Annotated in this window: 21 protein-coding genes; 8 read left to right on the top strand and 13 right to left on the bottom strand. The window is 63.4% G+C overall.

Annotated elements, in window-relative coordinates:
- Window positions 1-61 precede the first annotated feature (61 nt).
- Both BRPE64_RS10200 and BRPE64_RS10195 read left to right on the top strand, forming a co-directional pair.
- Window positions 62-1675 carry a GMC family oxidoreductase gene (locus BRPE64_RS10200; protein ID WP_044041483.1) on the top strand — a complete coding sequence of 538 codons (1614 nt, stop codon included), beginning with the start codon at window positions 62-64 and terminating at the stop codon, window positions 1673-1675.
- Window positions 1672-3117 (top strand): c-type cytochrome, encoded by a 1446-nt coding sequence (locus BRPE64_RS10195; RefSeq protein ID WP_016346020.1) that lies wholly within the window; start codon window positions 1672-1674, stop codon window positions 3115-3117. Before BRPE64_RS10200 ends, BRPE64_RS10195 begins: the two co-directional genes overlap by 4 nt.
- Window positions 3118-3135: 18 nt before the next feature.
- Here the strand turns inward: BRPE64_RS10195 and BRPE64_RS10190 are convergent, their stop codons facing one another.
- The 11 genes from BRPE64_RS10190 to BRPE64_RS10145 form a co-directional block, all read right to left on the bottom strand.
- Window positions 3136-3996, bottom strand: coding sequence for an urease accessory protein UreD (locus tag BRPE64_RS10190; protein WP_016346019.1), 861 nt, complete (start codon window positions 3994-3996; stop codon window positions 3136-3138).
- Window positions 3997-4023: 27 nt separating this feature from the next.
- Complete coding sequence (gene urtE, locus BRPE64_RS10185; RefSeq protein ID WP_016346018.1) at window positions 4024-4716, bottom strand: urea ABC transporter ATP-binding subunit UrtE; 693 nt, start codon at window positions 4714-4716, stop codon at window positions 4024-4026.
- 695 nt (window positions 4717-5411) lie between these two features.
- Window positions 5412-6296 (bottom strand): urea ABC transporter ATP-binding protein UrtD, encoded by an 885-nt coding sequence (gene urtD, locus BRPE64_RS10180; protein ID WP_016346017.1) that lies wholly within the window; start codon window positions 6294-6296, stop codon window positions 5412-5414.
- Window positions 6293-7498, bottom strand: coding sequence for an urea ABC transporter permease subunit UrtC (gene urtC, locus BRPE64_RS10175; protein ID WP_016346016.1), 1206 nt, complete (start codon window positions 7496-7498; stop codon window positions 6293-6295). The genes urtD and urtC overlap by 4 nt, the downstream gene beginning before the upstream one ends.
- Window positions 7499-7501: 3 nt before the next feature.
- Complete coding sequence (urtB, locus tag BRPE64_RS10170) at window positions 7502-9118, bottom strand: urea ABC transporter permease subunit UrtB (protein ID WP_016346015.1); 1617 nt, start codon at window positions 9116-9118, stop codon at window positions 7502-7504.
- 79 nt (window positions 9119-9197) lie between these two features.
- A complete protein-coding gene (urtA, locus tag BRPE64_RS10165) occupies window positions 9198-10505 on the bottom strand; it encodes an urea ABC transporter substrate-binding protein (RefSeq protein ID WP_016346014.1) in 1308 nt (435 codons plus the stop codon).
- Between the two features lie 714 nt (window positions 10506-11219).
- The gene (locus BRPE64_RS34065) at window positions 11220-11495 is read right to left on the bottom strand and encodes a lipoprotein N-acyltransferase Lnb domain-containing protein (RefSeq protein WP_084675731.1); all 276 of its coding nucleotides are present in this window, start codon (window positions 11493-11495) and stop codon (window positions 11220-11222) included.
- Window positions 11496-11770: 275 nt separating this feature from the next.
- Entirely contained in the window at window positions 11771-12319 is a 549-nt protein-coding gene (locus tag BRPE64_RS31875; RefSeq protein WP_051180335.1) for a PAAR domain-containing protein, read from the bottom strand.
- Window positions 12320-12645: 326 nt separating this feature from the next.
- Complete coding sequence (locus BRPE64_RS10155; RefSeq protein WP_016346013.1) at window positions 12646-13962, bottom strand: MFS transporter; 1317 nt, start codon at window positions 13960-13962, stop codon at window positions 12646-12648.
- Window positions 13963-14160: 198 nt separating this feature from the next.
- Window positions 14161-14937: an SDR family oxidoreductase gene (locus BRPE64_RS10150; protein ID WP_016346012.1), complete on the bottom strand. Its 777-nt coding sequence runs from the start codon at window positions 14935-14937 to the stop codon at window positions 14161-14163.
- Window positions 14938-14965: 28 nt separating this feature from the next.
- Window positions 14966-16405, bottom strand: a complete 1440-nt coding sequence (locus BRPE64_RS10145) for an aldehyde dehydrogenase family protein (RefSeq protein WP_016346011.1) — start codon at window positions 16403-16405, stop codon at window positions 14966-14968.
- Between the two features lie 242 nt (window positions 16406-16647).
- Here BRPE64_RS10145 and ppa point away from each other — a divergent pair, with 242 nt between their 5' ends.
- Complete coding sequence (gene ppa, locus BRPE64_RS10140) at window positions 16648-17175, top strand: inorganic diphosphatase (protein WP_016346009.1); 528 nt, start codon at window positions 16648-16650, stop codon at window positions 17173-17175.
- 63 nt (window positions 17176-17238) lie between these two features.
- On the opposite strand, the gene BRPE64_RS10135 is transcribed toward ppa, so the two are convergent.
- Window positions 17239-17532 carry a GIY-YIG nuclease family protein gene (locus BRPE64_RS10135; protein ID WP_016346008.1) on the bottom strand — a complete coding sequence of 98 codons (294 nt, stop codon included), beginning with the start codon at window positions 17530-17532 and terminating at the stop codon, window positions 17239-17241.
- A 161-nt stretch (window positions 17533-17693) separates the two neighbouring features.
- Here BRPE64_RS10135 and BRPE64_RS10130 point away from each other — a divergent pair, with 161 nt between their 5' ends.
- The 5 genes from BRPE64_RS10130 (at window position 17694) to BRPE64_RS10110 (ending at window position 24966) form a co-directional block, all read left to right on the top strand.
- Entirely contained in the window at window positions 17694-18836 is a 1143-nt protein-coding gene (locus tag BRPE64_RS10130) for a GNAT family N-acetyltransferase (RefSeq protein ID WP_016346007.1), read from the top strand.
- A gap of 97 nt (window positions 18837-18933) precedes the next feature.
- Window positions 18934-20988: an NAD(+) synthase gene (locus BRPE64_RS10125; protein WP_044042115.1), complete on the top strand. Its 2055-nt coding sequence runs from the start codon at window positions 18934-18936 to the stop codon at window positions 20986-20988.
- A gap of 124 nt (window positions 20989-21112) precedes the next feature.
- The gene (gene glnK / locus BRPE64_RS10120; RefSeq protein ID WP_016346005.1) at window positions 21113-21451 is read left to right on the top strand and encodes a P-II family nitrogen regulator; all 339 of its coding nucleotides are present in this window, start codon (window positions 21113-21115) and stop codon (window positions 21449-21451) included.
- A gap of 209 nt (window positions 21452-21660) precedes the next feature.
- Window positions 21661-23418, top strand: coding sequence for a cation:proton antiporter (locus BRPE64_RS10115; RefSeq protein WP_016346003.1), 1758 nt, complete (start codon window positions 21661-21663; stop codon window positions 23416-23418).
- 159 nt (window positions 23419-23577) lie between these two features.
- Window positions 23578-24966, top strand: coding sequence for a type 1 glutamine amidotransferase (locus BRPE64_RS10110; RefSeq protein WP_016346001.1), 1389 nt, complete (start codon window positions 23578-23580; stop codon window positions 24964-24966).
- Window positions 24967-25058: 92 nt separating this feature from the next.
- On the opposite strand, the gene BRPE64_RS10105 is transcribed toward BRPE64_RS10110, so the two are convergent.
- The gene (locus tag BRPE64_RS10105) at window positions 25059-25793 is read right to left on the bottom strand and encodes a DUF2968 domain-containing protein (RefSeq protein ID WP_016346000.1); all 735 of its coding nucleotides are present in this window, start codon (window positions 25791-25793) and stop codon (window positions 25059-25061) included.
- Between the last annotated feature and the right edge of the window lie 26 nt (window positions 25794-25819).

The following is a 25819-nucleotide window of genomic DNA, read 5'->3' as shown; positions in this document are numbered from 1 at the left end:
GTTCCTCTCATGCTTGCGCCGCACGCCGCGCGTGCGGCTGCGCTCATCACATTCTCAGAACATGTCCTCTGAAACCAACGCGCCGAGCAGCGCCGATGTCGTCGTGATCGGCTCGGGCATCATCGGTTCGCTCGTCGCGCACAAGCTGGCGCGGCAAGGCGCATCTGTCCTGATCCTCGAGTCCGGCCCGCGCGTGACGCGCGAGCAGATCGTGGCGGGCTTTCGCAATTCGCCGCGCAAGAACGACTTCATGTCGCCGTACCCGTTCTCCTCGTGGTCGCCGCATCCGGTCTACAAGCCCACGAAGAACGACTACATCGTGCAGAACGGCCCTTATCCTTACGAGCCGGAATATATCCGCATCGTGGGCGGCACGACATGGCACTGGGCGGCGCAGGCATGGCGCATCTTGCCGAACGATCTGCGCCTGAAGACGCTGTATGGCGTCGGCCGCGACTGGCCCATGTCCTACGAGGAACTGGAGCCGTTCTACTACGAGGCCGAAGTGAAGATGGGCGTTTCCGGTGCGCCGGACAACGGCTCGCCGCGCAGCAAACCCTTTCCGATGCAGCCCGTCACCGAGTCGTATCTGGAACAGCGCTTTCGCGAGCGGCTCGCGCCGGCGGGCATCGCCGTCGTCACGAACACGACCGCGCGCAACAGCCGCACCTACGATGGCCGTCCCGCCTGCTGCGGCAACAACAACTGCATGCCGATCTGTCCGATCGACGCCCAGTATCACGGCGGTCTCGCCGCCGATGCAGCCGAAGCGGCAGGCGTGAAGCTGATCCCCAATGCGGTGGTCTACAGGATCGAGCACGACGCCAGCGGCAAGATCGCGGCCGTGCATTACTACACGCCGGAGAAAGCGTCGCACCGTGTGACCGCGAAGACCTTCGTTCTGGCGGCGAACGGTATCGAAAGCCCGCGCCTTCTGCTGATGTCGGCAAGCGACAAGTTCAGGAACGGTCTCGCGAACAGTTCGGGCACCGTCGGCCAGAACCTGATGGATCACCCGAGCAACGGGCTCACCTTCGACGCGGAAGACGAAGTCTGGGCGGGCCGCGGACCGATGAGTCCGTCGTCGATTCAGTTGATGCGCGACGGCGCGTTTCGCAGCGAACACGCGGCGTTCCGTGTGGACATCAGCAATTCGTCGCAGGTGCTGGCCGTCACTCAGGATCTGATCGCCAAGGGTGTCTACGGTCCCGAACTCGGCAAACAGCTGCGCGAACGCGCGGCGCATCAGGTCAGCCTGAAGAACGTGCTGGAGATCTTGCCCGACCGGCGCAATCGTCTCTATCTCAGTGACAAGAAAGATGCGCTCGGCCTGCCGCGACCGGCGGTCGAATACCGCATGAGCGATTACGTCGAGAAGGGCATGCAGGCTTCGAAAGCGTTCTATATCAAGGTGGCCGGACTGATGGGCGGCACCAACCTGCGCCACAGTCCCGATGGCGTCTACAGCAACAATCAGCACATCACCGGCACGCTTTCGATGGGCCACGACGCAAGCGATTCCGTCTGCGATGCCTGGGGCCGCACGCACGATCACGAAAACCTCTTTCTCGCGAGCACGGGCGTGATGCCGACTGCCGCGACGGTCAACTCGACCCTGACCGGCGCCGCGCTGGCGTTGCGCACGGCCGAACAGATCCTGAAGGAGGCGCGATGAGCCGCGTTCATCAAGTCTTCGACCTTCGCGGCACGCTTCGGCGTGCACTTGCCGCAGGCATCGCAGCGGCATGCTGCGTCATCGGACTCGGGCCGGGCGCGGCTCATGCGCAGGCCGCCGTCGATGAAGCCAGCCTGATCCGGCAAGGCGAGTATCTGGCGCGCGCCGGCGACTGCGTTGCCTGTCACACGGCGGCGGGCGGCAAGGCATTCGCGGGCGGTCTGGCCATTGCGTCGCCATTGGGCGCCATATGGTCGACCAACATCACGCCTTCGAAGACGCACGGAATCGGCGCCTATAGCGAGGCGCAATTCGGCGCCGCGCTGCGCGAAGGCAAGCGCGCCGACGGCGCATCGCTCTATCCGGCGATGCCCTATACGTCTTTCGCCAAATTGACCGATGCGGACGTCCACGCGCTCTACACGTATTTCATGAAGGCCGTGCCCGCGGTGGATACGCCGGTCCCGCATACTGATTTGCCGTTCCCGTTCAGCATTCGCGCGGCGCTGATTCCGTGGAACCTGATGTTCGTCGACAAGCACAGCTTTACGCCGGACTCGCAAAAGAGCGTCGAATGGAATCGCGGCGCTTATCTCGTCCAGGGCCTCGCGCATTGCAGCACCTGTCACACGCCGCGAAACCTCGCGATGGCCGAAGAGACTTCGCATGATCTCGCGGGCGGAACCGTGGGCGGCTGGTATGCGCCCAACATTACGTCCGATGTCGAAAGCGGCATCGGCGGATGGAGCGAGCAGGATATCGTCGCCTATCTGAAGACGGGCGTGGCGCCGGGCAAGGCGCAGGCAGCGGGGCCGATGGCCGAGGCAGTCAACCACAGCTTTCAGCATCTGACCCAGCCGGACCTCGAAGCGATGGCCTTCTACCTGAAGACGGTGCCTGCGGTGCATGATCCCGCCGCTGCACGTTCGCCGGGCGCGGCGGGCGGTCTCATCGAAGATCAGGATGCGGTCCGTCAGGAACCGTGGCCCGCCGACCCGGATCGCCTGAGCGGCGCACAACTCTACGACGCGCATTGCGCGAGCTGTCATCAGGCCAATGGACAGGGCAGCGAGGATGGCGCTCTGCCGCCGTTGCTGCATAACACGGTCTTCCGCGCGGGCAGCGCGAACAACGTGGTGATGGCGATGCTGCAAGGCGTGTCGCATCCGGAGTCCGACGCGCGCGCGCCCGAGGGCATCGACATGCCCGCTTTCGGGAAGCGGCTGTCCGACACGCAAATCGCGACGCTGACGCGCTATCTGACGAAGCAGTTCGGTGGCCAGGAGGTGGACGTGACGCCGCAAGACGTGGCGCAACTGCGTGCGGGCGGACCGGTGTCGCCGCTCGCGAGCAACGCACGCTGGATGATCGCGGCGTTGGTCGTCGCGGCGGTGATGCTGGGCGTCTTGCTGATCGCGAGGTGCAAACGCCGCAGGCGCTGATGCCGCGAGGGCGCGTTCTTACGTCGTCCAGAGCCGCAGCGGCTTCGCGTCGACGCCATGCACGATCGGCCGCAGTTGCGTCCAGCAGTCGATGAACGCGCGCTGCAGCGGCTCCATCGAGCGGCCGATCGCACGCACGATCAGCACGCCCGGCGTGATGCACGATGCGCCCGCGCGTAGCTCGGTATCGAAGGGAAGCTGCGCGGTGAGGGCTTCGGCGAGTGCGTCGTCGCAGGCGGGGCCGATCGCCCAGAGCGTGCCGTACGCGGGGAAGCCCGCGAGCCCTTGCGCGGCATCGCGCAGCGGATCGTTCGCCGCGAGCAGCATGCGTTCGAACCAGAGCGTCGTGCCGTCGCGCTGCGCGATCCGCGAGATCGACTTGATGTGACCTTGCGTCCACTTCTCGCCGGCGGCGGCGCGGCCGAGCAGCATCGCGTCCCAGCCGATGGCGGTCGCGCTTTCATCGAGCGTGAGATGCATGTCCAGCTCGACGTTCGACGACTCGAACACGATGTTATTTTGCGGCAGCCAGTCGAGCTTCGCGTGCGCCGCAAGATCGATGTCGATGCGCTGCGTCGCGAGCTTTCCGTTGGCCTTGTACCACTTGGTCGCGCCGGGCGTCGTGATGACGGCATGCGTGCGTTCTTGCAGACGTACGTCGATGGACAGTCGATCGCCGCCCGCGACGCCGCCCGGCGGATGCACGATCACCGCGTGACAGATATCGCCTTCGGGATAGAGCGGGCGTTGCAGGCGCAGCGGCCCTTCGTGTTTGCGATGCGCAAACGCGGTGCGGCCATGTTGATGCGCGAAGCCGAGTTCGAGCCGGCCGCGCCAGATGTCCGGATCGGCGAGCGTCGCGTGCGATTCGTGGTGCATGGCGGTGCGTTCAGGAGTGAGGCGCCATCATACGGCGATCAACTCCCGCACGCCATGCGCATCCATTTCCGAGCCCGCGCCGCCCGCGACGATCTCGCCGCGGCTCATCACCCAGTAGCGGTCCGCGAGTTCGCGCGCGAAGTCGTAATACTGCTCGACGAGCAGCACCGTCATGCCCATTTCATCGACGAGCTGGCGCAGCGTGCGGCCGATATCGCGAATGATCGACGGCTGGATGCCTTCGGTCGGTTCATCGAGAATCAGCAGTTGCGGCTCGCTCATCAGCGCGCGGCCGATGGCCAGTTGCTGCTGCTGACCGCCGGAGAGATCGCCGCCACGGCGGTTCTTCATGTCGCGCAGCACCGGGAACAGCGCGTAGATGTGGTCGGGAATCTTGGACGGCGCCTTGCGGCTCGCCGCGCCGACGAGCAGATTTTCCTCGACGGTAAGACGCCCGAAGATGTCGCGTCCCTGCGGCACATAGGCGAGTCCGCTCGCGACGCGCGCGTAAGTCGGCAGCGATGAAATCTTCGTGCCGCGCCAGCTGACAGTGCCGCTTTTCGTGGGCACGACGCCCATCAGGCAGCGCAGGAGCGTCGTCTTGCCGACGCCGTTGCGGCCGAGCAGCACGGTGAGCTTGCCGTCGGGGACGGTCATCTTCACATCGCGAAGGATGTGGCTGCCGCCGTAGTATTGGTTCAGGGCTTCGACTTCTAGCATGTGATTTCTCTGCTTTTTGCGTTTGTTTGCTTCGGCTTTTTCGTGGAATCCTGAATTCGCGTTGGTTTATTGGCACTGCCCCTGTGCGGGGCGGCAGTCACTTTCTTTGCTGCTGCAAAGAAAGTAACCAAAGAAACAGCTTCTCCCATCCAAAGTACTTCACACCGGCCGCGGCACAGGCGAATTGCCTTTGGCACGCATAGCGAGGGCCCTCGTAAATCAACGGGGCTTGGATCGCACACGGTTTGCGAAATCGCGCCGCCCAACGAACAGGTTCAGCACAAAATAGCTCCGGCCCGCTTCGCGGCCGACGGGTCAATCGGGTCGGCGCGTGCTTCTTTGCTAACACTTCCATCTCACCGCATGTGCGGCACGTTGGTTTCCCTTGCAGACCCGGCGGCAGCGCGTAGCGCCGTGCCGGAACTCTCTGGTGCTGAACCCGCGCCCTGAAACGTCTAGCTAGTCAGACCGTGCGCGATCCAAGCCCGGTGAGACCCTTGAAGGCACTTGCTACTGCCGTACCACGGGCTCTTCGCCTGTGCCGCGGCCGGCGTGAGGTACTTTGGATGGGGAAAGCTGCTTTCTTTGCCTACTTTCTTTGCAGCAGCAAAGAAAGTAGGTGCCGCCCCGCACAGGGGCAGTGCTAATAAACCGACGCGAAATCAGGATTCCACGAAAGCCCAAAAACAATCCTATCAACGCCCCAGATAAGACTCGATGACCGCCTCATCCCGCTTGACGTCCTCGAGCGTTCCTTCTGCAAGAACACGGCCTTCGGCCATCACGGTGACCTTTCCACTGTCCCCAGCAAGCGCGGCCACAAACTCCATATCATGCTCGACGACCATCATCGAACACGAACCGCGCAACTTGTTGAGCAACTCGGCGAGTTCCATCGTTTCGCGATCGGTCATGCCGGCCGCGGGTTCGTCGAGCAGCAGAAGGGCGGGCTGCTGCATCAGCAACATGCCGATCTCCAGCCGCTGCTTCTGCCCGTGCGACAGTTCGCCCGCCAGCCGCGTCGCCTGATGCTGAAGGCGAATCAGTTCGAGCGTCTCCTCGATGCGCGCCTGCGCCTCGCGATCCAGCCGCGCGCGCAACGACGCGAACCAGCGCTTGTCCGTCTTCATCGCGAGTTCGAGGTTCTCCCACACCGGATGATTCTCGAACACGGTCGGCTTCTGAAACTTGCGGCCGATGCCGGTACGCGCGATCACCGGCTCCGACATACGCGTCAAATCGAACGTCTGGCCGAGGAACACACGGCCGTCATCGGGCCGCGTCTTGCCGGTGATGACGTCCATCATCGTGGTCTTGCCCGCGCCGTTCGGGCCGATCACGCAGCGCAACTCGCCCACATCGATCGAGAGCGTCAGCTTGTTGAGCGCGCGAAAGCCGTCGAAGCTCACGGTCACGTCTTCGAGATAGAGGATCGTGCCGTGCGACACGTCGATCTCGCCGGGCGTGAGCACATGCCCGAGCCCCGAGACGACGTTGATGTTCTTGTGGCTCGATTCGGCCGGATCGGGCAAGGGCGGAATGGGCGGCAGATCGACGATCAAGGCATGATGTGCGGTCATTCGGCGGCCTCGGTTACATTCGCGGCGTGCGCCTTCCTGCGGCGCGCGAGATCGATGAGACCCATGATGCCGTTGGGCAACAGCAAGGGCACGAGCGTGAAGATGAGGCCCAGGAAGAACAGCCAGTATTCCGCGAAATACGCCGTGAAAAAGCTCTTCGCGCCGTTCACCGCGAATGCGCCGATGATCGGCCCGATCAGCGTGCCGCGTCCGCCGACGGCGACCCAGATCGCCATTTCGATCGAGTTCGCGGGCGACATCTCGTTCGGATTGATGATGCCCACCTGCGGCACGTACAACGCGCCCGCGATGCCGCACAGCACGGCCGACACGGTCCAGATGAACAGCTTGTAGGCGAGCGGGCTGTAGCCTAGGAACATGAGACGCGTCTCGCCGTCGCGCACGCCGGTGACGACGCGCCCGAGCTTCGAAGTGACGATCCAGCGCGCCGCGAGAAACGCGAGCACGAGCACCGCGAACGTGATCAGGAAGAGCGCCGTGCGCGTGCCCGGATGCGTGACGTTGAAGCCCGCGATGCGCTTGAAGTCCGTAAAGCCGTTGTTGCCGCCGAAGCCCGTCTCGTTGCGATAGAAGAGCAGCATCGCGGCGAAGGTCATCGCCTGCGTGATGATTGACAGATACACGCCCTTCACGCGAGAACGGAACGTGAAGAAGCCGAACACCCACGCGAGCACGCCCGGCACTAGCACGATGAGCAAGAGCGCATACCAGAGATGCTCGGTGCCTTCCCAGTACCACGGCAGCTTGTGCCAGTCGAGAAACACCATGAAGTCCGGCAGATCGCTCTTGTAGACGCCTTCGCGGCCGATCGAGCGCATCAGATACATGCCCATCGCGTAGCCGCCGAGCGCGAAGAAGAGCGCGTGTCCCAGACTCAAAATGCCGCAGTAGCCCCACACGAGATCGAGCGCGAGCGCGCCGATCGCATAGCACATGAGCTTGCCGGTCAGCGTCATCGCGTAGGCGGACAGATGCAGCGCGCTCGTCTCCGGCAGCACGAGCGCGGCAATCGGCACGTAGATGCCCATCGCGATGATGAGCGCGATCAGCGCAAGCCAGCCGTTACGCGGCAGCAGCGCGGCGCGCGGCGGAAGACCTAACGCGAAGCCCGCGCGCGCGGCGCCGGCATCGGGTTGAGGCGCGACGTCCAGATTGGCGCCGATATTGGTCGAAGCGGTCATGGGTCAGGCCTCCGCGCTGCGGCCCTTGAGGGCGAACATGCCCTGCGGACGCTTCTGAATGAACAACACGATCAGCACGAGCACCGCGATCTTCGCGAGCACCGCGCCCCAGAACGGCTCGACCGCCTTGCTGACGAGTCCGAGCCCGAAGCCGCCGATCACCGTGCCGGCCAACTGCCCGACGCCGCCCAGCACCACCGCCATGAACGAATCGATGATGTAGCTCTGACCGAGATCCGGGCCCACGTTGCCGATCTGCGAGAGCGCGCAGCCGCCGAGTCCCGCGATGCCCGCGCCGAACGCGAACGCGTACGAATCGACGCGCGCGGTCTTCACGCCGACGCACGCGGCCATGCGGCGGTTCTGCGTCACGGCGCGCACGAAGAGGCCGAGACGCGTGCGCGTGAGCACGGCCCATGCGATCAGCACGACTGCGAGCGAAAACGCGAGAATGGTCAGGCGGTTGTACGGCAGGATCAGGTTCTGCATGACGGCGACGCCGCCGCTCATCCACGACGGGTTGATCACCTGCACGTTCTGCGCGCCGAAGAGCGTGCGTGTCGCCTGAATCAGGATCAGGCTGACGCCGAACGTGGTCAGCAGCGTCTCCAGCGGACGGCCATAGAGATGCTTGAGCACGAGTCGTTCGAGCACGATGCCGACCAGCGCCGCCGCGGCGAACGACACCGGCACCGCGAACAGCGGATACCAGTTGAACGCGGCGGGCGCGTAATGCTGCACGAGATTCTGCACGACGTAAGTCGCATACGCGCCGATCATCAGGAACTCGCCGTGCGCCATGTTGATGACGCCGATCAACCCGTACGTGATCGCAAGCCCGAGCGCCGCGAGCAGCAGCACGCTGCCGAGCGACAGACCCGCGAAGAGCGTGCCGAAGATTTCGCTGCGGCGCTGAATCGAATCGAGTGCGTAGAGGCCTTCCTGCGCGGCGTTGCGCACGCGCTCGTCGGGTTCGTTGAAGCTGCCGTCGGCCTTCTTCGCGACGATCGGGCGCAGCAATTCGTACATGTCGAGATCGTGGCGCGCGGCGACGAGTTGCGCTGCCTCCAGCCGCTTGCTCACGTCGGGATCGTGCAGGGCGGTCATCGCCCAGAGCGTGTCGAGACGCTTCTTCAGATCGGCATCTTTTTCGATGGCGCGCGCGCGATCGATCATCGGCTTCATGGCCGCGTCCGGGTTCTTCAGCAACGCGGCAATCGCATCGCGGCGCTTTGCGATATCGGGCGATGCAAGCTGCAATCCCGACACCGCGCCCGCCACTTTCGTGCGCAGCGTGTTGCTGAGCGTGATGGTCTGCGCATCGGGCGCATCGAGCGACTTGCCGGTGATCGGGTCCTTGTTGCCCGCATCGGTCTGGATGACGACGCGGCCGTTGTCGGTCGCCGCAGCCGTTCCGTCGGCGAGCGCCGCGAGCACGGCGACGGACGGCGCATCGGCCTGGGCGATGAGCTTGTCGATGGCGGCGGATTTGGCTTCGAAGTCGTCGCCCGCGAGCGGGGCGAGATCGTCGCTGGTGAGCGCGTGGGCGCTGAACGGGGCGATCGCGATGAAGAGCACGAGCAACGCGCGCACGAAGGGTGAGGCGAGCGAACCGGTCATGGTGGCCTTTCTTGTGAGACTACGACGGCCGCGCGCATCGTCGGCGCGCGCGGCCTGACTGCTTCAAGCCGTCAATACATCACGCCGTGCGTACGCGCTGGCGGCGCAGGAACGCGGGGATCGAGCTGACCACGTCCGGCTTGCCTTCGTTGCCGGCGATATACGGGCTCCACGGCTGCGCGCGCACCGCGGTCTTGGTTTTCCACACGACGTTGAACTGGCCGTCGCCGCGAATCTCGCCGATCATCACGGGCTTGTGCAGATGGTGGTTGCCGTCCATCGACAGCGTGAAGCCCGAGGGCGCGGCGAACGTCTGGCCGATCATCGCGACGCGCACCTTGTCGACGTCGGTGCTCTTCGCCTTCTCGACCGCCTGCTTCCACATGTGAATGCCGACGAAGGTCGCCTCCATCGGATCGTTGGTGACGCGCTTGTCGCCGCCCGGCAGGTTCTGCGCCTTCACGTACTCGAAGAACTCCTTCTCGAACTTCGAGTTGTTGGTGTTCTTCACCGACATGAAGTAATTCCACGCGGCCAGGTGACCGACGAGCGGCTTGGTGTCGATGCCGCGCAGTTCCTCTTCGCCGACCGAGAATGCGACGACGGGCACGTCGGTCGCCTTCAGGCCCTGGTTGCCGAGTTCCTTGTAGAACGGTACGTTCGAATCGCCGTTGATCGTAGAGATAACGGTCGTCTTTCCCCCTTGGGCAAAGGTCTTGATGTTCGCGACGATGGTTTGATAGTCGCTATGTCCGAACGGTGTGTAGACCTCTTGAATGTCCGCATCCTTGACTCCCTTGGAGTGGAGGAAGGCGCGCAGGATCTTGTTGGTCGTGCGCGGATACACGTAGTCGGTGCCGAGCAGGAAGAAGCGCTTGGCGCTGCCGCCTTCCGGTCCCATCAGATATTCGACGGCGGGGATCGCCTGCTGATTCGGCGCGGCGCCCGTATAGAACACGTTGCGCGACATCTCTTCGCCTTCGTACTGAACCGGGTAGAAGAGCAGGCCGTTCAGTTCCTCGAAGACCGGCAGCACCGACTTGCGCGACACGGACGTCCAGCAGCCGAACACGACGGCGCATTTGTCCTGCGTGAGCAGCTGACGCGCTTTCTCGGCGAAGAGCGGCCAGTTCGACGCCGGGTCGACGACGACCGGCTGAAGCTGCCGGCCCATCACGCCGCCGCTCTTGTTGATGTCCGCGATGGTCATGAGCGCCGTGTCCTTCAGCGACGTCTCGGAGATCGCCATGGTGCCCGACAGCGAATGCAGAATGCCGACCTTGATCGGACCGGTATCGGCGGCTTGGGCTTTCGAGATCGGAAGCTGACCCGCAAGGGCGAGCGCGCCCGACATGGAGCCGAACTTCAGCAAACTGCGACGTTTCATGAGTGTGTTCCCCTTGCCGATGTGTAGTTTGAGCAATGACGATTGCCCGGCACGTTCTGCAAGGGTTATGCCAATCGGGGCGAAATGCCCGAGTGGTGCGGGTCTGGCGCTTGTTCTACGGAATTTTTACTGAGTAGGGTGTTCGCTTCGCGGCGGGGTTTTGGTGCATGCGTGGGCTTGCATGCATCGTTGCGGTGCGGATTCGCTTTGTAACGGCCACTTTGGGTTTTGGCGGGACTCCGTGTTTGTGACTGTTGGACAACGCTGTCGCAGACGAATGGAATGAACTCGCGGGGTGTGGCCGCCATCCGGGGCCAACGGCGGGCCTCGCTCGCGTTGCTTGTCTCATCACGCGCACCGGACGCGAGCCCTCATAGGTTTGCGTTGGACACGTATCCGGTAGTTGAGCCTCTCGGAAGAAATGGTCCGCGCCATTCGGCGGGTCGGACGCATTCTTATCGCTGCGATGACTTCATAAGTCTTTTAAATTTCTCTCCAATTACCCATCCATTACCCGAGTTGCATTTGACTTTTGTGTACATATCGACTTTCCCGGCCATATCCATACCCGGCTCACACACGTCTGTTGGCTTCAAAAAGAATAGTAGACTTCCGTCAGGACGGTCATAGACGGGTACCTTTTCGGTCGCGATCCAAATCTCATTAGCGTGGTCGGTGCAGCCAATTAACATAACTGTCACCCAAAGCAGGAGGCTATTTTTTCGGATACACATTTTGCCCGACAAGTCGTTTGGAATGTTTTAGTCCTATCATGAGATCGGCCGGCGAAATCGTGTCCATGAACTCGAATCTCGGGTCGTGCGCCTGAATTCCAGCAATCTCTAACACTTCAGCGACATTGGACGAACAGCTATTGTCCGAGACAGAGTACGGTCTGTTCTCCGCCATCCGCCGCCTGATTTCCGACAACATTTTCTGCTTCTCAGATGTCGTCACGCGGAGAACATATCCCCACGAGTCTCTCCGCATAAAAACCTGTTGCCGCTGCAGATAGTGCTCTTTTGTATCTTTGTCCCAGCCCGGATGTGCGCGCCCTTATTCAATACCGTCTATGACGATGGCGGAATGACCAAATTGAGAACCCATGGAGATTGCTCGGGAGTCGCTGACTATTATCTCAATCGTGTCTGTCTGAACGTGGACCTGTTTGGGCGTCGAATCGGATGTTGGTGTGGTCGTTCTGGTTGCAATCTTGGTTAGCGTGTTTCCGCTAGGCGACTTGATTTGATCCATACTATATGTACTCAGACGTAAATTCGAACAGATTCGGCGCTGGCCGTAGATGAAAGCAAGTGCGTACGCCCATCCTCATCGGTAACTCCATGCTCAATTTCGCCAGTTGCCCGCTCTATTGCGTATTCAAAGTTTGCTAGTGGCTGCCCAGTTGTGTTGTCCAATAACTGAAATAACTCATCGAAGTTAGAAGGCGCGTTATCGATGAATGCCGCTGCTGCGCCGCTTCGATCCGTTGCATGCGTCCCGACGTTTCCAAGTGTCTGGGCCAGATCGTCGTACCATGCTTCTCCTGCGAGTCTTGCGAAAATGCGCGGATGTTCCGTGCAACCACATACAACAACATCATTCTCAAGTGCTATCTCGTTTGCACCCAAGGTCATACGACGCGGACCGCCTTCCTTTGCGATATACCCTGTCTTCTTGCAGACGGGACAATAAGCTGCTCCATTGATGAGCGCGGCCTGATGTCCGCCCAGCATGAAAATCAGCCCCTTGTAATCGCAGATTTCTCCGTTGTTAGTGAGCTTGTCTCCGACCACTGCGAATCGTCGCATCATGTTCGCCCCCCGCTACTTGTTTCGTTATGCTTGATTTCTGGCATGCATCTCGACTCCTGAAATGCTGATGTTCGCCCGCATGGGGCGAGTATCAGCATACGAGGGCAGCGAAGTGAGGCAAGCAGACTCGGGCAACGAAACCGCAATGTCGACAAATCTTGACGACATTGCGAGATATGAGGGACAGAAAAGTCCGGCAGCGTGGCTGCGCCGGACTCAAGGCTTGGCGGTCTATAGCCGTTTGGGCTCGCGACGCTCGCGCAATGCGGGCGAAGATTTCGGCAGCGTCTATAAGCGTGAAGCTATTAATGCAGTATTGATAAACCCTACCGATTCACCATCCGCGCCGGCACGCTCAACGCGAGCAGCGCGCCGAGCACGAGAAAGCCCGCGAGCATATACATGCCACTCGCAGTCGATGACGTGACCTGCTTCAGCCACCCGACCAGATAAGGGCTGAGAAACCCGGCCAGGTTGCCGAGCGAATTGATCATCGCGATGCCGGCAGCCGCGCCCGTCCCGGCGAGAAACGCCGTCGGCAGGCTCCAGAACAGCGGCAGCGTGGTGAGAATGCCCATCGTCGCGAGCGTGAGGCCGATCATCGCGAGCATCGTGTTCGACGACCACACCACCGACAGCACCAGCCCGATCGCCCCGATGAACGCCGGAATCGCGATATGCCAGCGGCGCTCGCCAGTACGGTCCGCGCTGCGCGCCGCGTACAGCATGCCGATCACCGCCACGCCGTAGGGAATGGCGGAAAGCAGTCCGACCTGCAACGGATCGGAGACGCCCATCGACTTGATGATCGTGGGCAGCCAGAAGCTCACGCCGTATAGACCCATCACGAAGGAAAAGTAGATCAGGCTCATCAGCCACACCTTCGGGCTCGACAGAATCTTGCCGATCGACGGATCTTCCTTCGAGACGTTATCCGCCGCGATGTTGCGTTCAAGTAGCTCGCGTTCTTCCGTCGTGAGCCACTTGGCCTTCGCGATGCGATCGTCGAGTTTCGCGAGCACGACCAGGCCCACGATCACCGAAGGAATGCCTTCGAGCAACAGCAGCCATTGCCAGCCATGCCAGCCGTGCACGCCGTCGAAGGCCTTCATGATCCAGCCGCTGATCGGCCCGCCGATCAGTCCCGACAGCGCGATGGCCGTCATGAACAGCGTCGTCATGCGTCCGCGCCGGCGCGCCGGAAACCAGTACGTCAGATAAAGAATGATGCCGGGGAAGAAGCCCGCTTCGGCCGCGCCGAGCAGAAAGCGCATCACGTAGAACATCGTCGGCGTGGTGACGAACATCGTGAGCGCGGAAATGATGCCCCACGAGATCATGATCCGCGCGATCCACACCCGCGCGCCGACGCGATGCAGGATCACGTTGCTCGGAATCTCGAAGATGAAGTACCCGAAAAAGAAGATGCCCGCGCCGAAGCCGTACACGGCGTCCGACAGTTGCAGATCGGCGGCCATCTGCAGCTTGGCGAAGCCGACGTTCACGCGGTCCAGATAAGCGACCACATAGCAGATCAGAAGCAGCGGCGAGAGCCGCCACGCGACCTTGCGATACGTGGCTTCCTCGAACGCGGACGGCGCGCCGGCGCCGGGGCGAGGCATCGGATTGGCGGTGCTGGCCATGCTTGTCTCCTCTCGTTATGTACGCGTCGCACCGAAGCGGATGGGCCCGCCCGGCGATTACAGACGCGTAAGGATTCTAGCCGTTCAGCATCGGCGCCAAGTGCGTGTCGGGGCTAGGGAAAGCACCGATGCGACCCGCGCGCCGCGGACCTCGCCGCGGCGCGCGCACCGGCTCATGCAGCAGCATGCGCAGCGGCTTCAGACGCAGCGTCCGCCGTCCACTTCGAGCGCGACGCCGGTGATGAACTCGGCCTCGTCGGAGGCGAGATAGAGCGCGGCGTTCGCGATGTCCTGCGGCGTCGAGAGGCGGCCGAGGGGAATGGTCGCGAGGAATTTGCGGCGGTTCTCCGGCGTGTCTTCCACGCCCATGAATTCGGCGAGCAAACCGGTTTCGCCCATCACCGGATTGATGCAGTTCACGCGGATGCGGTCCGGGCCCAGTTCGACCGCGAGCGCCTTGCTCGCGATGATCACCGCCGCCTTGCTGCCGTTGTACCAGACGAGGCCCGGACGCGGCCGCACGCCCGCCGTCGACGCAATGTTGATGAACGCGCCGCCGCCTTGCTGGCGAAAGTACGGCACGAACTGCTCGACGCTCCAGTAGATGCTCTTCACGTTCACCGCGTAGACACGGTCGAACTCGGCTTCGGTGACGTCGAGCACGGGCTTGTTACGGTGCGTCGTGCCCGCATTGTTGACGACGACCTGCACGCTGCCGAAATCTTCGATGGCCGCGTCGTGCAGCTTCTGCCAGTCTTCGCGCCTGGTCACGTCGCCCTGAACGGCGATCGCGCGGCCGTGCGCCGCTTCCGGCGACGACGCCAGCGCGATCTCGCTCGCCACGCGCTCGGCGGCCGGGCCGTTCAGATCGTTCACGACGACGTTCGCCCCTTCGCGCGCAAACGTCTTCGCGATGCCTTCGCCGAAACCCGAGCCGCCGCCCGTCACGATCACCGTCTTGCCTTGCAGTCGCATACTGTCTCCTTTGTTGTCGATTCGAACGTCAGCCGTGTTTGATCGCGATGGTCTTCAAGGTCGTGAAGCCGTACAGCGCCTCGAAGCCTTTCTCGCGTCCGTGTCCCGAATGCTTCACGCCGCCGAACGGCAACTCGATGCCGCCGCCCGCGCCGTAATTGTTGATGAACACCTGTCCCGAGCGCACGCGGCGCGCGAGGCGCATCTGGCGGGCGCCGTCGCGCGTCCAGATGCCGGCCACGAGGCCGTAGTCGGTGCCGTTGGCGAGCCGCAGCGCGTCGGCTTCGTCGTCGAAAGGCATGGCGGCGAGCACCGGGCCGAAGACTTCTTCGCGCGCGAGGCGGTGCGTCGGCGGGACATCGCGCAGAAGCGTGGGCGCCTGATAGAAGCCGGCTTCGGGCGCTTCCGCGACCACTTCGCCTTGCGCGGCCATCGCGATGCCGTCGTGCTGCGCGTCCGACAGAAAGTCCCACACGCGCTGCTGCTGCTTCGCGCTGATGAGCGGCCCGCAATCGAGATCGAGCGTGCTCGGCCCGACCTTGAGCGCGGCGAAGGCCTGCGCCAGACGCTCCATGAGCGGCTCGTAGGCGGCGCGCTCGATCAGCACGCGGCTGCCGGCCGAGCAGGTCTGTCCGGCGTTCTGCACGATCGCGGCGACGAGCACGGGCAGCGCGGCGTCGAAATCGGCATCGGCGAAAACGATCTGCGGCGACTTCCCGCCGAGTTCCAGCGTGACGGGAATGTGGTTGTCGGCGGCCATCTTGGTAACGGCGGCGCCGGTCGCGGGCGAGCCGGTAAACGAAATATGGTCGATGCCCGGATGACGCGCGAGCGCCGCGCCCGCTTCGTGCCCGTAACCGGTGACGATATTCAGCGCGCCTTCGGGCAACCCCGCTTCGGCGGCCAGCTCCGCGATGCGCAACAGCGACAGGCACGCGTCCTCCGCCGGTTTCGCGACGCACGCGTTGCCGGTCGCGAGCGCGGCGCCGACGCTGCGCCCGAAAATCTGCAGCGGATAATTCCACGGCACGATATGGCCCGTCACGCCGTGCGGCTCGCGGATCGTGAGCACGGTGAAGCCGGACTGATAGGGCAGGGTTTCGCCGTGCAGCTTGTCGGCGGCGCCTGCGTAAAACTCGAAATAGCGGGCGATGCCCGTGGCGTCGGCGCGCGCCTGTTTGAGCGGCTTGCCGGTGTCGCGCGCCTCGATCTGCGCGATTTCCTCGTGGCACGCGCCGATCAGCATCGACAGGCGCGCGAGAATGCGCCCGCGCTCGGCGGCGCTCATCGCGCCCCACGGGCCTTCGTAGGCGGCGCGTGCAGCGGTGACGGCCCGGTCGATGTCGGCCGCCGTGCCGCGCGCGATCTGCGCGAAGATCTGGCCGTCCGACGGATCGACTACCGGAATCGTCTCGCCGACAGACGGCGCGACCCAGCGGTTGTTGATGAAATGTTTCGCTTCTTCCATGCATGTCTCCTGATTGTGGTGTCAATCCCGCGACGCCCGATCGATTATCGCGCTGTCGTTCGCCGTACGTTCGCCGCATGTCCGTCCTATGTCCGCACGGTCGGGGCGCGGGTCCCGTTTGGCTATAATGACGCATTCACGCGCCGGCATGCGCGCGCCGATCATCGCCGCGCGGCGGCTTCATTCATCGACCGTCCGCCCGTGCGTTTTCTTCTCCGACTCAACTTCTCCAGAGAGCGCTCATGAGCTTCAACAACGTACCTCCCGGCAAGGATCTCCCGCAGGATTTCAACGTCATCATCGAGATTCCCGCGCAAAGCGATCCGGTCAAATACGAAGCGGACAAGGACATGGGCCTGCTCGTCGTCGACCGCTTCATCGGCACCGGCATGCGTTATCCGGCCAACTACGGCTTCATCCCGCAGACGCTCTCCGGCGACGGCGACCCGGTCGACGTGCTCGTCATCACGCCGTTCCCGCTGCTGGCGGGGTCGGTCGTGCGCGCGCGCGCCCTCGGCATGCTGCAAATGACGGATGAATCGGGCGTGGATGCCAAGCTGGTCGCCGTGCCGCACGACAAAATTTGCCCGATGACGGCGAACATCAAGTCGATCGACGACGTGCCCGAATATCTGAAAGACCAGATCAAGCACTTCTTCGAGAACTACAAGGCGCTCGAAAAGGGCAAGTGGGTGAAGGTCGAGGGCTGGGCGGGCATCGACGCCGCGCACAAGGAAATTTCGGAAGGCGTCGCGAACTTCGGCAAGTAAGCACGGTTTTCGACGCGTTTTCGACGAAGCGCCGCCGCGTTGCAGAAACGCGGCGGCGTTTTTTTATTCTTCTTCGCTTGCCTCGCTCCGGGGCAACAGCGATTCGAGCGTTCTCTCTCCCGCGATCAACGCGCGCTTCTGCAGCGCGGTCAACTGCTTGACGCGATATTCCGCGCGCAACGCCTCCGATCTCCCCGCCAGTTCGAACGACGCCAGCACGCGCAGCGGCTTACGCGCGCGCGTATAGCGCGCGCCCTTGCCGCTCGCGTGCGCGGTGAAACGCGCCTCGACGTCCGTCGCGATACCGGTGTAGAGGCTGCCGTCAGCGCATTCGATCAGATAGAGGAACCAGGGCATCGGCGAGTGATGGAAGTGTGCGGCGCATTATCGCCGATAAGCATCGCGGCGGAGCGCGTCTGCCGCTCGGGCGGGGCGCGGCGAGTTGCGCGAGAATAGCCGCTTTGGGGTGCGCTCGAAGCTTAAGGCGCGCGCCGTCGATATTTCAGCGAGGTAGCCTGTTGAATCGCGAGGTCGAAATTCATGTAGTCGATACGCTTGCCGAGATTCCGGCCGACGACTGGAACCGGCTTGCCGGCGACAATCCGTTCGTGCGCCACGCGTTTCTGGCGGCGCTGCAGGACACGGGATGCGCGGTCAGGCGCACCGGCTGGCGACCGCATCATCTGCTGCTGATGCGCGGCAGTACGCTCGCCGGTGCGATGCCGTTGTATCTCAAGTCGCACTCGCGCGGTGAATACGTGTTCGATCACGCCTGGGCCGACGCCTTCGAGCGCCACGGCCTGCGCTATTACCCGAAGGCGCTGTCGGCCGTGCCGTTTTCGCCGGTGACGGGACCGCGCCTCATCGCGGCGGATCACGAGGATCGCGTGCTGCTCGCGCGCGGAGCGATCGAACTCACGCGCCAAATGGAATTGTCTTCGCTGCACGTGTTGTTTCCGCATGCACAGGACGTCGCGGCGCTGAAGGACGCGGGCTACATGCTGCGCGAAGGCGTGCAGTTCCACTGGGAGAATCTGCCCGGCGACGGCTACGCGAGCTTCGACGCCTTCCTCGCGACGATGAGTCACGACAAGCGAAAGAAGGTGAAGCAGGACCGGCGCCGCGTGACGGAAGCGGGCGTCACCTACACGTGGCTGCGCGGTGCGCAAATCGACGAAAGCGCGCTCGATTTCTTCTACGACTGTTACGACAACACGTATCGCGAGCACTGGAACGCGCCGTATCTGACGCGCGAATTCTTCGGCCGGATCCACGCCGAGGCGCCCGACAGCATCCTGCTCGTCATCGCCGAAGCGGACGGCGCGCGGCTCGCCTGCGCGCTCAACATGATCGGCGGCGACACGATGTACGGCCGCTACTGGGGCACGCGCGAGTTCGTCTCGGGCCTGCACTTCGAGACGTGCTACATGCAGGGCATCGCGTATTGCATCGAGCATGGACTGGCGCGTTTCGAGGGCGGCGCGCAGGGCGTGCACAAGATGTCGCGCGGTCTCCTGCCGACGCCGACATGGTCCGCGCACTGGATCGCGGATCAGCGCTTCGCGCACGCGATCGCCGAGTTCCTCGACGCCGAAACCGAGGCGATGGATCATCACATCGTCGAACTCGAAGCGCATACGCCGTTCAGAAAAAAGACCTGAAACCGCGTGCGATAATCGACGCGGGTTCTCGCCCCATTTCACGTTCCGATTCACGCCGCGTCTTTCCCGCTGCAATCCGCGCAAACCAATGTCGACCATGAGCAGAAACTTCTTCAACCTGTACAGCCATGATTTCGCGCGCGTCGCTGTCGGCGTGCCGGTGTGCAGGGTCGCCGATCCGGCGTTCAACGCGGCGCAGACCATCGCGCTCGCGCAGCAGGCGGCGGCGCGCGGCGCGGTGCTCGTCGCGTTTCCCGAGCTCGGCATTTCCGCCTATACGTGCGACGACCTCTTTCATCAACGCGCCTTGCTCGACGCCTGCGAAGACGCGCTGAACGACATCGTCGAAGCGTCGAAGAAACTGAATGTGGCGATGATCGTCGGCGCGCCGGTGAGGGCGGAGCACAAGCTCTTCAATTGCGCGATCGTGATTGCGAACGGCGTCATTCGCGGCGTCGTGCCGAAGAGTTATCTACCGAACTACGGCGAGTTCTACGAAGCGCGGCAGTTCAGTCCCGCCGATGCCGCGACCACGCGCACGCTCTCGCTGTGCGGACAGGACGTGCCGTTCGGGGCGTCGCTGCTGTTCCAGATCAAGGATCTGCCGCTGTTTCGTTTCCACGTCGAGATTTGCGAAGACGTGTGGGTGCCGATTCCGCCTTCGTCGTTCGCGGCGCTCGCGGGCGCGACGGTGCTCGTGAATTTGTCGGCGTCGAATATCGTCGTGGGGAAGTCGGCTTACCGGCATCAGCTCGTCGGGCAGCAATCCGCGCGCTGCGTGGCGGCTTATCTGTACACGTCGGCGGGGAATGGGGAGTCGTCGACCGATCTGGCCTGGGACGGGCAAGGGCTCATCTACGAGAACGGCGAAATGCTCGCGGAATCCGAGCGTTTCTCCAGTGAGTCGCACATCATCTTCGCCGATGTCGATCTCGAACGCCTCTCCCGCGAACGCATGCGGCAGACCACGTTCGGCCGCTCGACGCACCGGCACGCGGACGAAGTCGCGCAATTCAACGTGATCGAATTCCCGCTCGCCGTGCCCGCTCAGGCGAAGCTGCCGCTGGAACGGCGCGTCGCGCGCTTTCCTTACGTCCCCGCCGACGCCGCGCGCCGCGACGAGCGTTGCAACGAGGTCTACAACATCCAGGTGCAGGCGCTGCTGCAACGGCTGCAATCGTCCGGCATCTCGAAGGTCGTCATCGGCATCTCGGGCGGCCTTGATTCCACGCATGCACTGCTCGTGTGCGCGAAAGCGATGGACCGGCTCGGCTTGCCGCGCGCGAACATCCTCGCCTATACGATGCCGGGCTTCGCGACCAGCGACCGCACGCTTGCTCAGGCGCGCGAGCTGATGCACGTGATCGGCTGCACGGCCGGCGAGATCGACATTCGCCCGAGCTGCGTGCAGATGCTGACCGACATCGGCCATCCGCACAGCACGGGCGCGGAGCAATACGACATCACCTATGAAAACGTGCAGGCCGGCGAGCGCACGAGCCATCTGTTCCGGCTGGCGAATTTCAACAACGCCATCGTGATCGGCACGGGCGATCTGAGCGAGCTGGCACTTGGTTGGTGCACCTACGGAGTGGGCGATCACATGTCCCACTACAACGTCAACGCGAGCGTGCCGAAGACGCTGATCACGCATCTGGTGCGCTGGGTGGCGGAGTCGGGGCAGATCGGCGACACCGGCACCGATGTCCTCGAAAACATCCTGAGCACCGATATCAGTCCGGAACTCATCCCGGGCAAGACGAGCGGCGTGGTCGAGCAGAAGACGGAGAGCGTGATCGGCCCGTACGAGTTGCAGGATTTCAATCTGTACTACACGCTGCGTTTCGGCTTTGCGCCGTCGAAGGTCGCGTTTCTCGCGCTCGCCGCGTGGCGCGATCGCGATGCGGGCGCGTGGCCGGAAGGCACGAAGGTTACGCGCAACCAGTACGACCTCGCCGCCATCCGCAAAAATCTGCGCATCTTTCTGGACCGCTTCTTCCGCACGAGCCAGTTCAAACGCTCATGCGTGCCGAATGCGCCGAAGGTCGGCTCGGGCGGCTCGCTGTCTCCGCGCGGCGACTGGCGCGCGCCGAGCGACTCGCAGGCGACGGTATGGCTCAAGGATCTGGAGCGCGTGCCGGCCACCGAGTAACGCGACGCGCGTATCGACATCGACCCACGAGCGCGCTGAACGCGACTAGAATCGAAAGCATCTGTCCGCACGCGGACACGACACTTTCCCGAACCCTTGAATTGATATCTGAAAAGAGGTCGCCATGAAACGCATCACCGCCATCATCAAACCGTTCAAGCTCGACGAAGTCCGCGAAGCGCTCGCCGAAGTGGGGCTCACGGGTTTGACGGTCACGGAAGTGAAGGGCTTCGGCCGTCAAAAGGGGCATACGGAGCTTTATCGTGGTGCAGAGTATGTCGTCGACTTCCTGCCGAAAGTGAAGATCGAAGTCGTCGTCGCCAACGATCAGACCGACCGGGTCATCGACGCGATCATCGGCGCGGCGCGCACCGGCAAAATCGGCGACGGCAAGATTTTCGTCGCCGATGTCGAGCGCGTCATCCGCATTCGCACCGGCGAGGAAAACGAAGCGGCGGTCTGAGCGCCGCGCGTTTTCATCAGCATCCGGCCCGCCACGCCGCGCGGGCCGTTCGCAACATCCCGCATAAGTTCTTCGAGCGCGCGCGTGCACCAGCGCGATGCGCGTCATCGTCCCCGAATTTTTTCCGCTGATTGTTTGCCGGACCGCAGGATTTTCGTATCCGTGCGGTAACATGACTTTTTCGTTATATTTTTGTAAGGATTCGTTTGATGCATCACGCGATCGGCTTCATCCAGGATCTCGCGGTGATCATGGCCATTGCGGGCGTCGTGACCGTGCTGTTCCACCGCCTGCGGCAGCCGGTTGTGCTCGGTTATATCGTCGCGGGCGTGATCATCGGGCCGTACACGCCGCCGTTCAATCTCATCCACGACGAACAGACCATCCAGACGCTCGGCGAACTCGGCGTCGTCTTCCTGATGTTTTCGCTCGGGCTCGAATTCAGCCTGCGCAAGCTGTTCAAGGTCGGCGCGACGGCCTTCGTCGCGGCGCTCTCGGAAATCGTGCTGATGATCTGGATCGGCTACGAGATCGGGCGCTGGTTCGGCTGGAACGCGATGGACTCGCTCTTCCTCGGCGCGATGCTCGCCATTTCGTCGACGACCATCATCGTGAAGGCGCTTTCCGAACTCGGCATGAAAGGCGAGGGCTTCGCGCAGCTCGTGTTCGGCATATTGATCGTCGAGGACATTCTCGCCATCGCGATGCTCGTGCTGCTTTCGGGCATCGCGCAGACGGGCTCGGTGAGCGCGGGCATCGCGGTCGTCACGCTCGGCAAGCTGTTGCTGTTCATGACGGTGTCGCTCGTGGTCGGCATTCTCACCGTGCCGCGTGCGCTCAATTACGTCGCGCGCGCGAAGAGCGACGAGATGCTGCTCGTCACCGTGCTCGGCTTCTGTTTCGGCTTCTGCCTGCTCGTCGTGAAGCTCGATTATTCGATCGCGCTCGGCGCGTTTCTGATCGGCGCGATCATGGCGGAGTCGAAGAATCTCGCGCGCATCGAGCATCTGATCGCGCCGGTGCGCGACATGTTCTCGGCGATCTTCTTCGTCACCATCGGGCTTCTGCTGAATCCGGCGGTGCTGGTCGACTATGCGTGGCCGATCGCCGTCATCACGGTCGCGGTGGTGCTGGGCAAGATCGTGTCGTGCGGGCTCGGCACGTTTCTCGCGGGCAAAGACGGACGCACGGCGATGCGCGTGGGCATGAGCGTCGCGCAGATCGGCGAGTTCTCGTTCATCATCGCGTCGCTTGGGTTGTCGCTCAAGGTCACGAGCAGCTTTCTCTATCCGATCGCGGTGGCCGTGTCCGCGCTGACGACGCTCTTCACGCCGTATCTGATGCGCGCCGCCGATCCGCTCACGATGCGCCTCGCCCGCGCCATGCCCGCGCCGCTCGCCAACACCTTCGGTCTGTATTCGCAATGGCTCGCGAGTCTCACGCCCGCGAGCGGCGGACCGACGCTCTTCTCGATGACCAAGCGCATCGTGCTTCAGATCGCGGTGAATCTGGCGCTCGTCGCGGCGATTTTTCTGGGCGCGTCTTATGCCGCGCCGTTCGCGTCCGCCCATCTCGCGCGCTGGCTCGAAACCGACAACACGCAGCGCGTGGTGTTGTGGGGCGCGGCGCTGATCGTCGCGTTGCCGTTTCTGGTCGCCGTGTATCGCAAGCTCGAATCGCTTGCGCTGTTGCTCGCCGAAGTGAGCGTGCAGCCCGCGAAAGCGGGGCGCTTCACGCGCGCGATCCGCTCGGCGATTTCCGGGCTCATTCCGATCGTCGCGATGTTCGGCGTCTTTCTGCTGGTCGCGGCATTGTCGGGCGGCATTCTCCCGCCGTTCGGGCTGATGATCGGCGTGCTGCTGTGCGCGGCGCTCCTGCTGACCGTGCTGTGGCGCTGGTGCGTAAAAATCCACGCGACGATGCAGATCGCCTTGCGCGAAACCTTCGAGGAACCGCGCGATCACTGACCGTGTCTGTCACGGGATAGCCCTGAGAAGCGCGTATCGCGGGTTCCCGCGATAATGTGAGCCTATGTGAGCAATTGTGTGCTGGTTTGCCCCGTCCGGTTCAGAGGCGGATAATCGACCTCTGTCCATTCTCCTTGCGGCCTGAAGCCCGAAATCGGAATGAGCGATAACAAAACGTCCAACGACGCAAGCAGCACCGACGCGCGCCAGCGCGAAATGACACGAGACGGCGCGAATCCCACGGCGTCGCCCGCGGCCGCAGCGGCGGCGGCCGCGCCCGGTCCTCAAGCGAGCGCAACCGAGCGCGCGTCGACGGATGCGCCTTCGAGCGCATCGAACGTGGAGCCTGTCGACAAGGCGCAGGCCCGCCAGGATGACGCGCAGCAGGCCGCCCGCGAAGCCCGCGCGAGTTCCGCGCAGGCCGCCGTACGCGAGCCGCATCGCACCGTCGCGGAATCCAAGGCGAGCCTCGCCGAAAATCTCGAATCGGCGACCGAAGCGGAGGCCGCGAGCACCAACGCGCACTCCGCCGCAACCGATTCCCCGACGGGCCGCACCGCTCCGTCGCCCGCCGTCGGCTTTCCTCCCGAGATCGCCGAAGCGCCCGATTTCGGCAAGCTCAACCCGCCGCCGCTGCCCGCCACCGAGCAGGCGAGCGCGCCGCCGCAGCCCGCTTATCTGAAGCAATCGGATTCGGCGTGGTCGGTGTTCGGGCGCATTATCGCGGCGCGGGCGCGGCAGATTTTCGACCGCGCGGGGCAGCGCATCACACAGCGCACGTTGCGCATCGGCGTGTCGGCGCGCATTTTTCATCCGGAGCCGGGTGCGAAGGGTCTGCGCGGCAAGACGCTGCAGTATCTGGAGGAATCGATCGCGCACTGGGTCATGTCGCGCGATGTGCTCGTCTTCATGATTCCGACGGTCGGGCATCAGGGCATGCTGCATCCGAGCAACATCCGTTTGCGCGATTATGCGAAGCATCTCGACGGCCTGCTGCTGCAAGGCGGCGCGGACGTCTCGCCGCAGTCGTACGAGGAAGCCGCGACGCGGCCGGAATGGCCGGGCGACCGCGTGCGCGACATGTACGAACTGGAGCTGCTGCATGAGTTCGTCGAGTCGGGCAAGCCGGTGCTGGGCGTGTGCCGCGGCTGTCAGCTGATCAACGTGGCATTCGGCGGCACGCTCTACGGCGATATCGCCACCGATGTCCCCACGGCCGGCATCCACGTCAACGAGCAGTACGACCAGCATCGCCATTCCATTCGCTTCCCGGACGGCTCCACGCTCGTCAACATGTTCCCGAACCAGCGTGAGGCGATCGTCAACTCGATCCACCATCAGGCGGTGAAGACGCTCGGACGCGATCTGAACATCGAGGCGGTGTCGGCGTCGGACGGCATCATCGAGGCGGTGCGCTACCGGAAGTCGCCGTTCGTGGTCGGCGTGCAGTGGCACCCGGAGTTCCACCGGGCGGGCGGCGCGGAATTGCTCGATTGCACGCCGCTGCTCGATACGTTCCTGCGCGTGGCGCGGGAAACGCGCTTCTGAGGAACGGCATCGATTGTATTGGCCGCATCATGCGCAAAGGCCCGCTCGGATTCGAGCGGGCCTTTGCGTTTCCTGCGCGAGAAAAGAGGCGCTTAGCGCGACGGCATCACGCTCACCGGCGCAAGTCCGGCTTCCGCCTGCCGCTGCAACTGATCGACCTGCATCTGAAGCGCGCGCAGCTTGCGTTCGGCTTCGAGCTTGTCGGTCTGCAGCGCGGCCGACTCGGCCTGCAATTGCTGCTGTCGTTCCGATACTTGCGAGTCCTGCTGCTGCGCGAGCGCGAGGTCGGCGGTGAGGCGATTGGCCCGGTCGGCCGATTTCGCGATCACCCGGTCGAGCAGCGACTTCTGCGCCGCCAGTTGCATGCGGCGGATTTCGCCATCGGCGAGATCGGAACTCTTGCGGGCAAACTGCGCGTAGATCGATTCCGCACGCACCTGATCCTGCGTCTTGACCACGCGCCACAGACGGTCTTCTTGCGAGAGCGCCACGTAGAACAACATGTCCTGCGCGAGGAAGAAAAGCTTCGCGCCGTAGCTGCCATTACGCGTTTCACGCAATTCGATGAGGCTGCCGGCCTGCATCAGATTCTGCAACTCGGCGATGTTGCCCTCGACGCGCGGCGCGCGGGCATCGGCTTGCAGGTCGGACAGGTCCTCGGCGGATGCCTGCGTGGCGGCATCGTCGCCGGATTGTGCGGATTGCGTCGACTTCGTCCCGTATTTCGACTGCGGCGCTGCGGCGAACGCGCTCGGGGCCAGCGCGAGGAGCCCGACGGAAAGTGCGAGCGCGAGCGTCGCGTAACGGATAGTACTGGGTTGCTTCATGTTGGCCTCGTGGCCGAAAAGGTTGG

Origin of the sequence: Caballeronia insecticola (assembly GCF_000402035.1) — a bacterium.
Classification (GTDB): Bacteria; Pseudomonadota; Gammaproteobacteria; order Burkholderiales; family Burkholderiaceae; genus Caballeronia; species Caballeronia insecticola.
Note: the sequence above shows the minus strand (reverse complement) of the source record. Positions and strands in the feature narration are given on the sequence as shown.

Coding starts and splice junctions, on each gene's coding strand:
- BRPE64_RS10200 (WP_044041483.1), top strand. CDS start 62: ATGTCCTCTGAAACCAACGCGCCGAGCAGCGCCGATGTCGTCGTGATC.
- BRPE64_RS10195 (WP_016346020.1), top strand. CDS start 1,672: ATGAGCCGCGTTCATCAAGTCTTCGACCTTCGCGGCACGCTTCGGCGT.
- BRPE64_RS10190 (WP_016346019.1), bottom strand. CDS start 3,996: ATGCACCACGAATCGCACGCGACGCTCGCCGATCCGGACATCTGGCGC.
- urtE (WP_016346018.1), bottom strand. CDS start 4,716: ATGCTAGAAGTCGAAGCCCTGAACCAATACTACGGCGGCAGCCACATC.
- urtD (WP_016346017.1), bottom strand. CDS start 6,296: ATGACCGCACATCATGCCTTGATCGTCGATCTGCCGCCCATTCCGCCC.
- urtC (WP_016346016.1), bottom strand. CDS start 7,498: ATGACCGCTTCGACCAATATCGGCGCCAATCTGGACGTCGCGCCTCAA.
- urtB (WP_016346015.1), bottom strand. CDS start 9,118: ATGACCGGTTCGCTCGCCTCACCCTTCGTGCGCGCGTTGCTCGTGCTC.
- urtA (WP_016346014.1), bottom strand. CDS start 10,505: ATGAAACGTCGCAGTTTGCTGAAGTTCGGCTCCATGTCGGGCGCGCTC.
- BRPE64_RS34065 (WP_084675731.1), bottom strand. CDS start 11,495: ATGCGGAGAGACTCGTGGGGATATGTTCTCCGCGTGACGACATCTGAG.
- BRPE64_RS31875 (WP_051180335.1), bottom strand. CDS start 12,319: ATGATGCGACGATTCGCAGTGGTCGGAGACAAGCTCACTAACAACGGA.
- BRPE64_RS10155 (WP_016346013.1), bottom strand. CDS start 13,962: ATGGCCAGCACCGCCAATCCGATGCCTCGCCCCGGCGCCGGCGCGCCG.
- BRPE64_RS10150 (WP_016346012.1), bottom strand. CDS start 14,937: ATGCGACTGCAAGGCAAGACGGTGATCGTGACGGGCGGCGGCTCGGGT.
- BRPE64_RS10145 (WP_016346011.1), bottom strand. CDS start 16,405: ATGGAAGAAGCGAAACATTTCATCAACAACCGCTGGGTCGCGCCGTCT.
- ppa (WP_016346009.1), top strand. CDS start 16,648: ATGAGCTTCAACAACGTACCTCCCGGCAAGGATCTCCCGCAGGATTTC.
- BRPE64_RS10135 (WP_016346008.1), bottom strand. CDS start 17,532: ATGCCCTGGTTCCTCTATCTGATCGAATGCGCTGACGGCAGCCTCTAC.
- BRPE64_RS10125 (WP_044042115.1), top strand. CDS start 18,934: ATGAGCAGAAACTTCTTCAACCTGTACAGCCATGATTTCGCGCGCGTC.
- glnK (WP_016346005.1), top strand. CDS start 21,113: ATGAAACGCATCACCGCCATCATCAAACCGTTCAAGCTCGACGAAGTC.
- BRPE64_RS10115 (WP_016346003.1), top strand. CDS start 21,661: ATGCATCACGCGATCGGCTTCATCCAGGATCTCGCGGTGATCATGGCC.
- BRPE64_RS10110 (WP_016346001.1), top strand. CDS start 23,578: ATGAGCGATAACAAAACGTCCAACGACGCAAGCAGCACCGACGCGCGC.
- BRPE64_RS10105 (WP_016346000.1), bottom strand. CDS start 25,793: ATGAAGCAACCCAGTACTATCCGTTACGCGACGCTCGCGCTCGCACTT.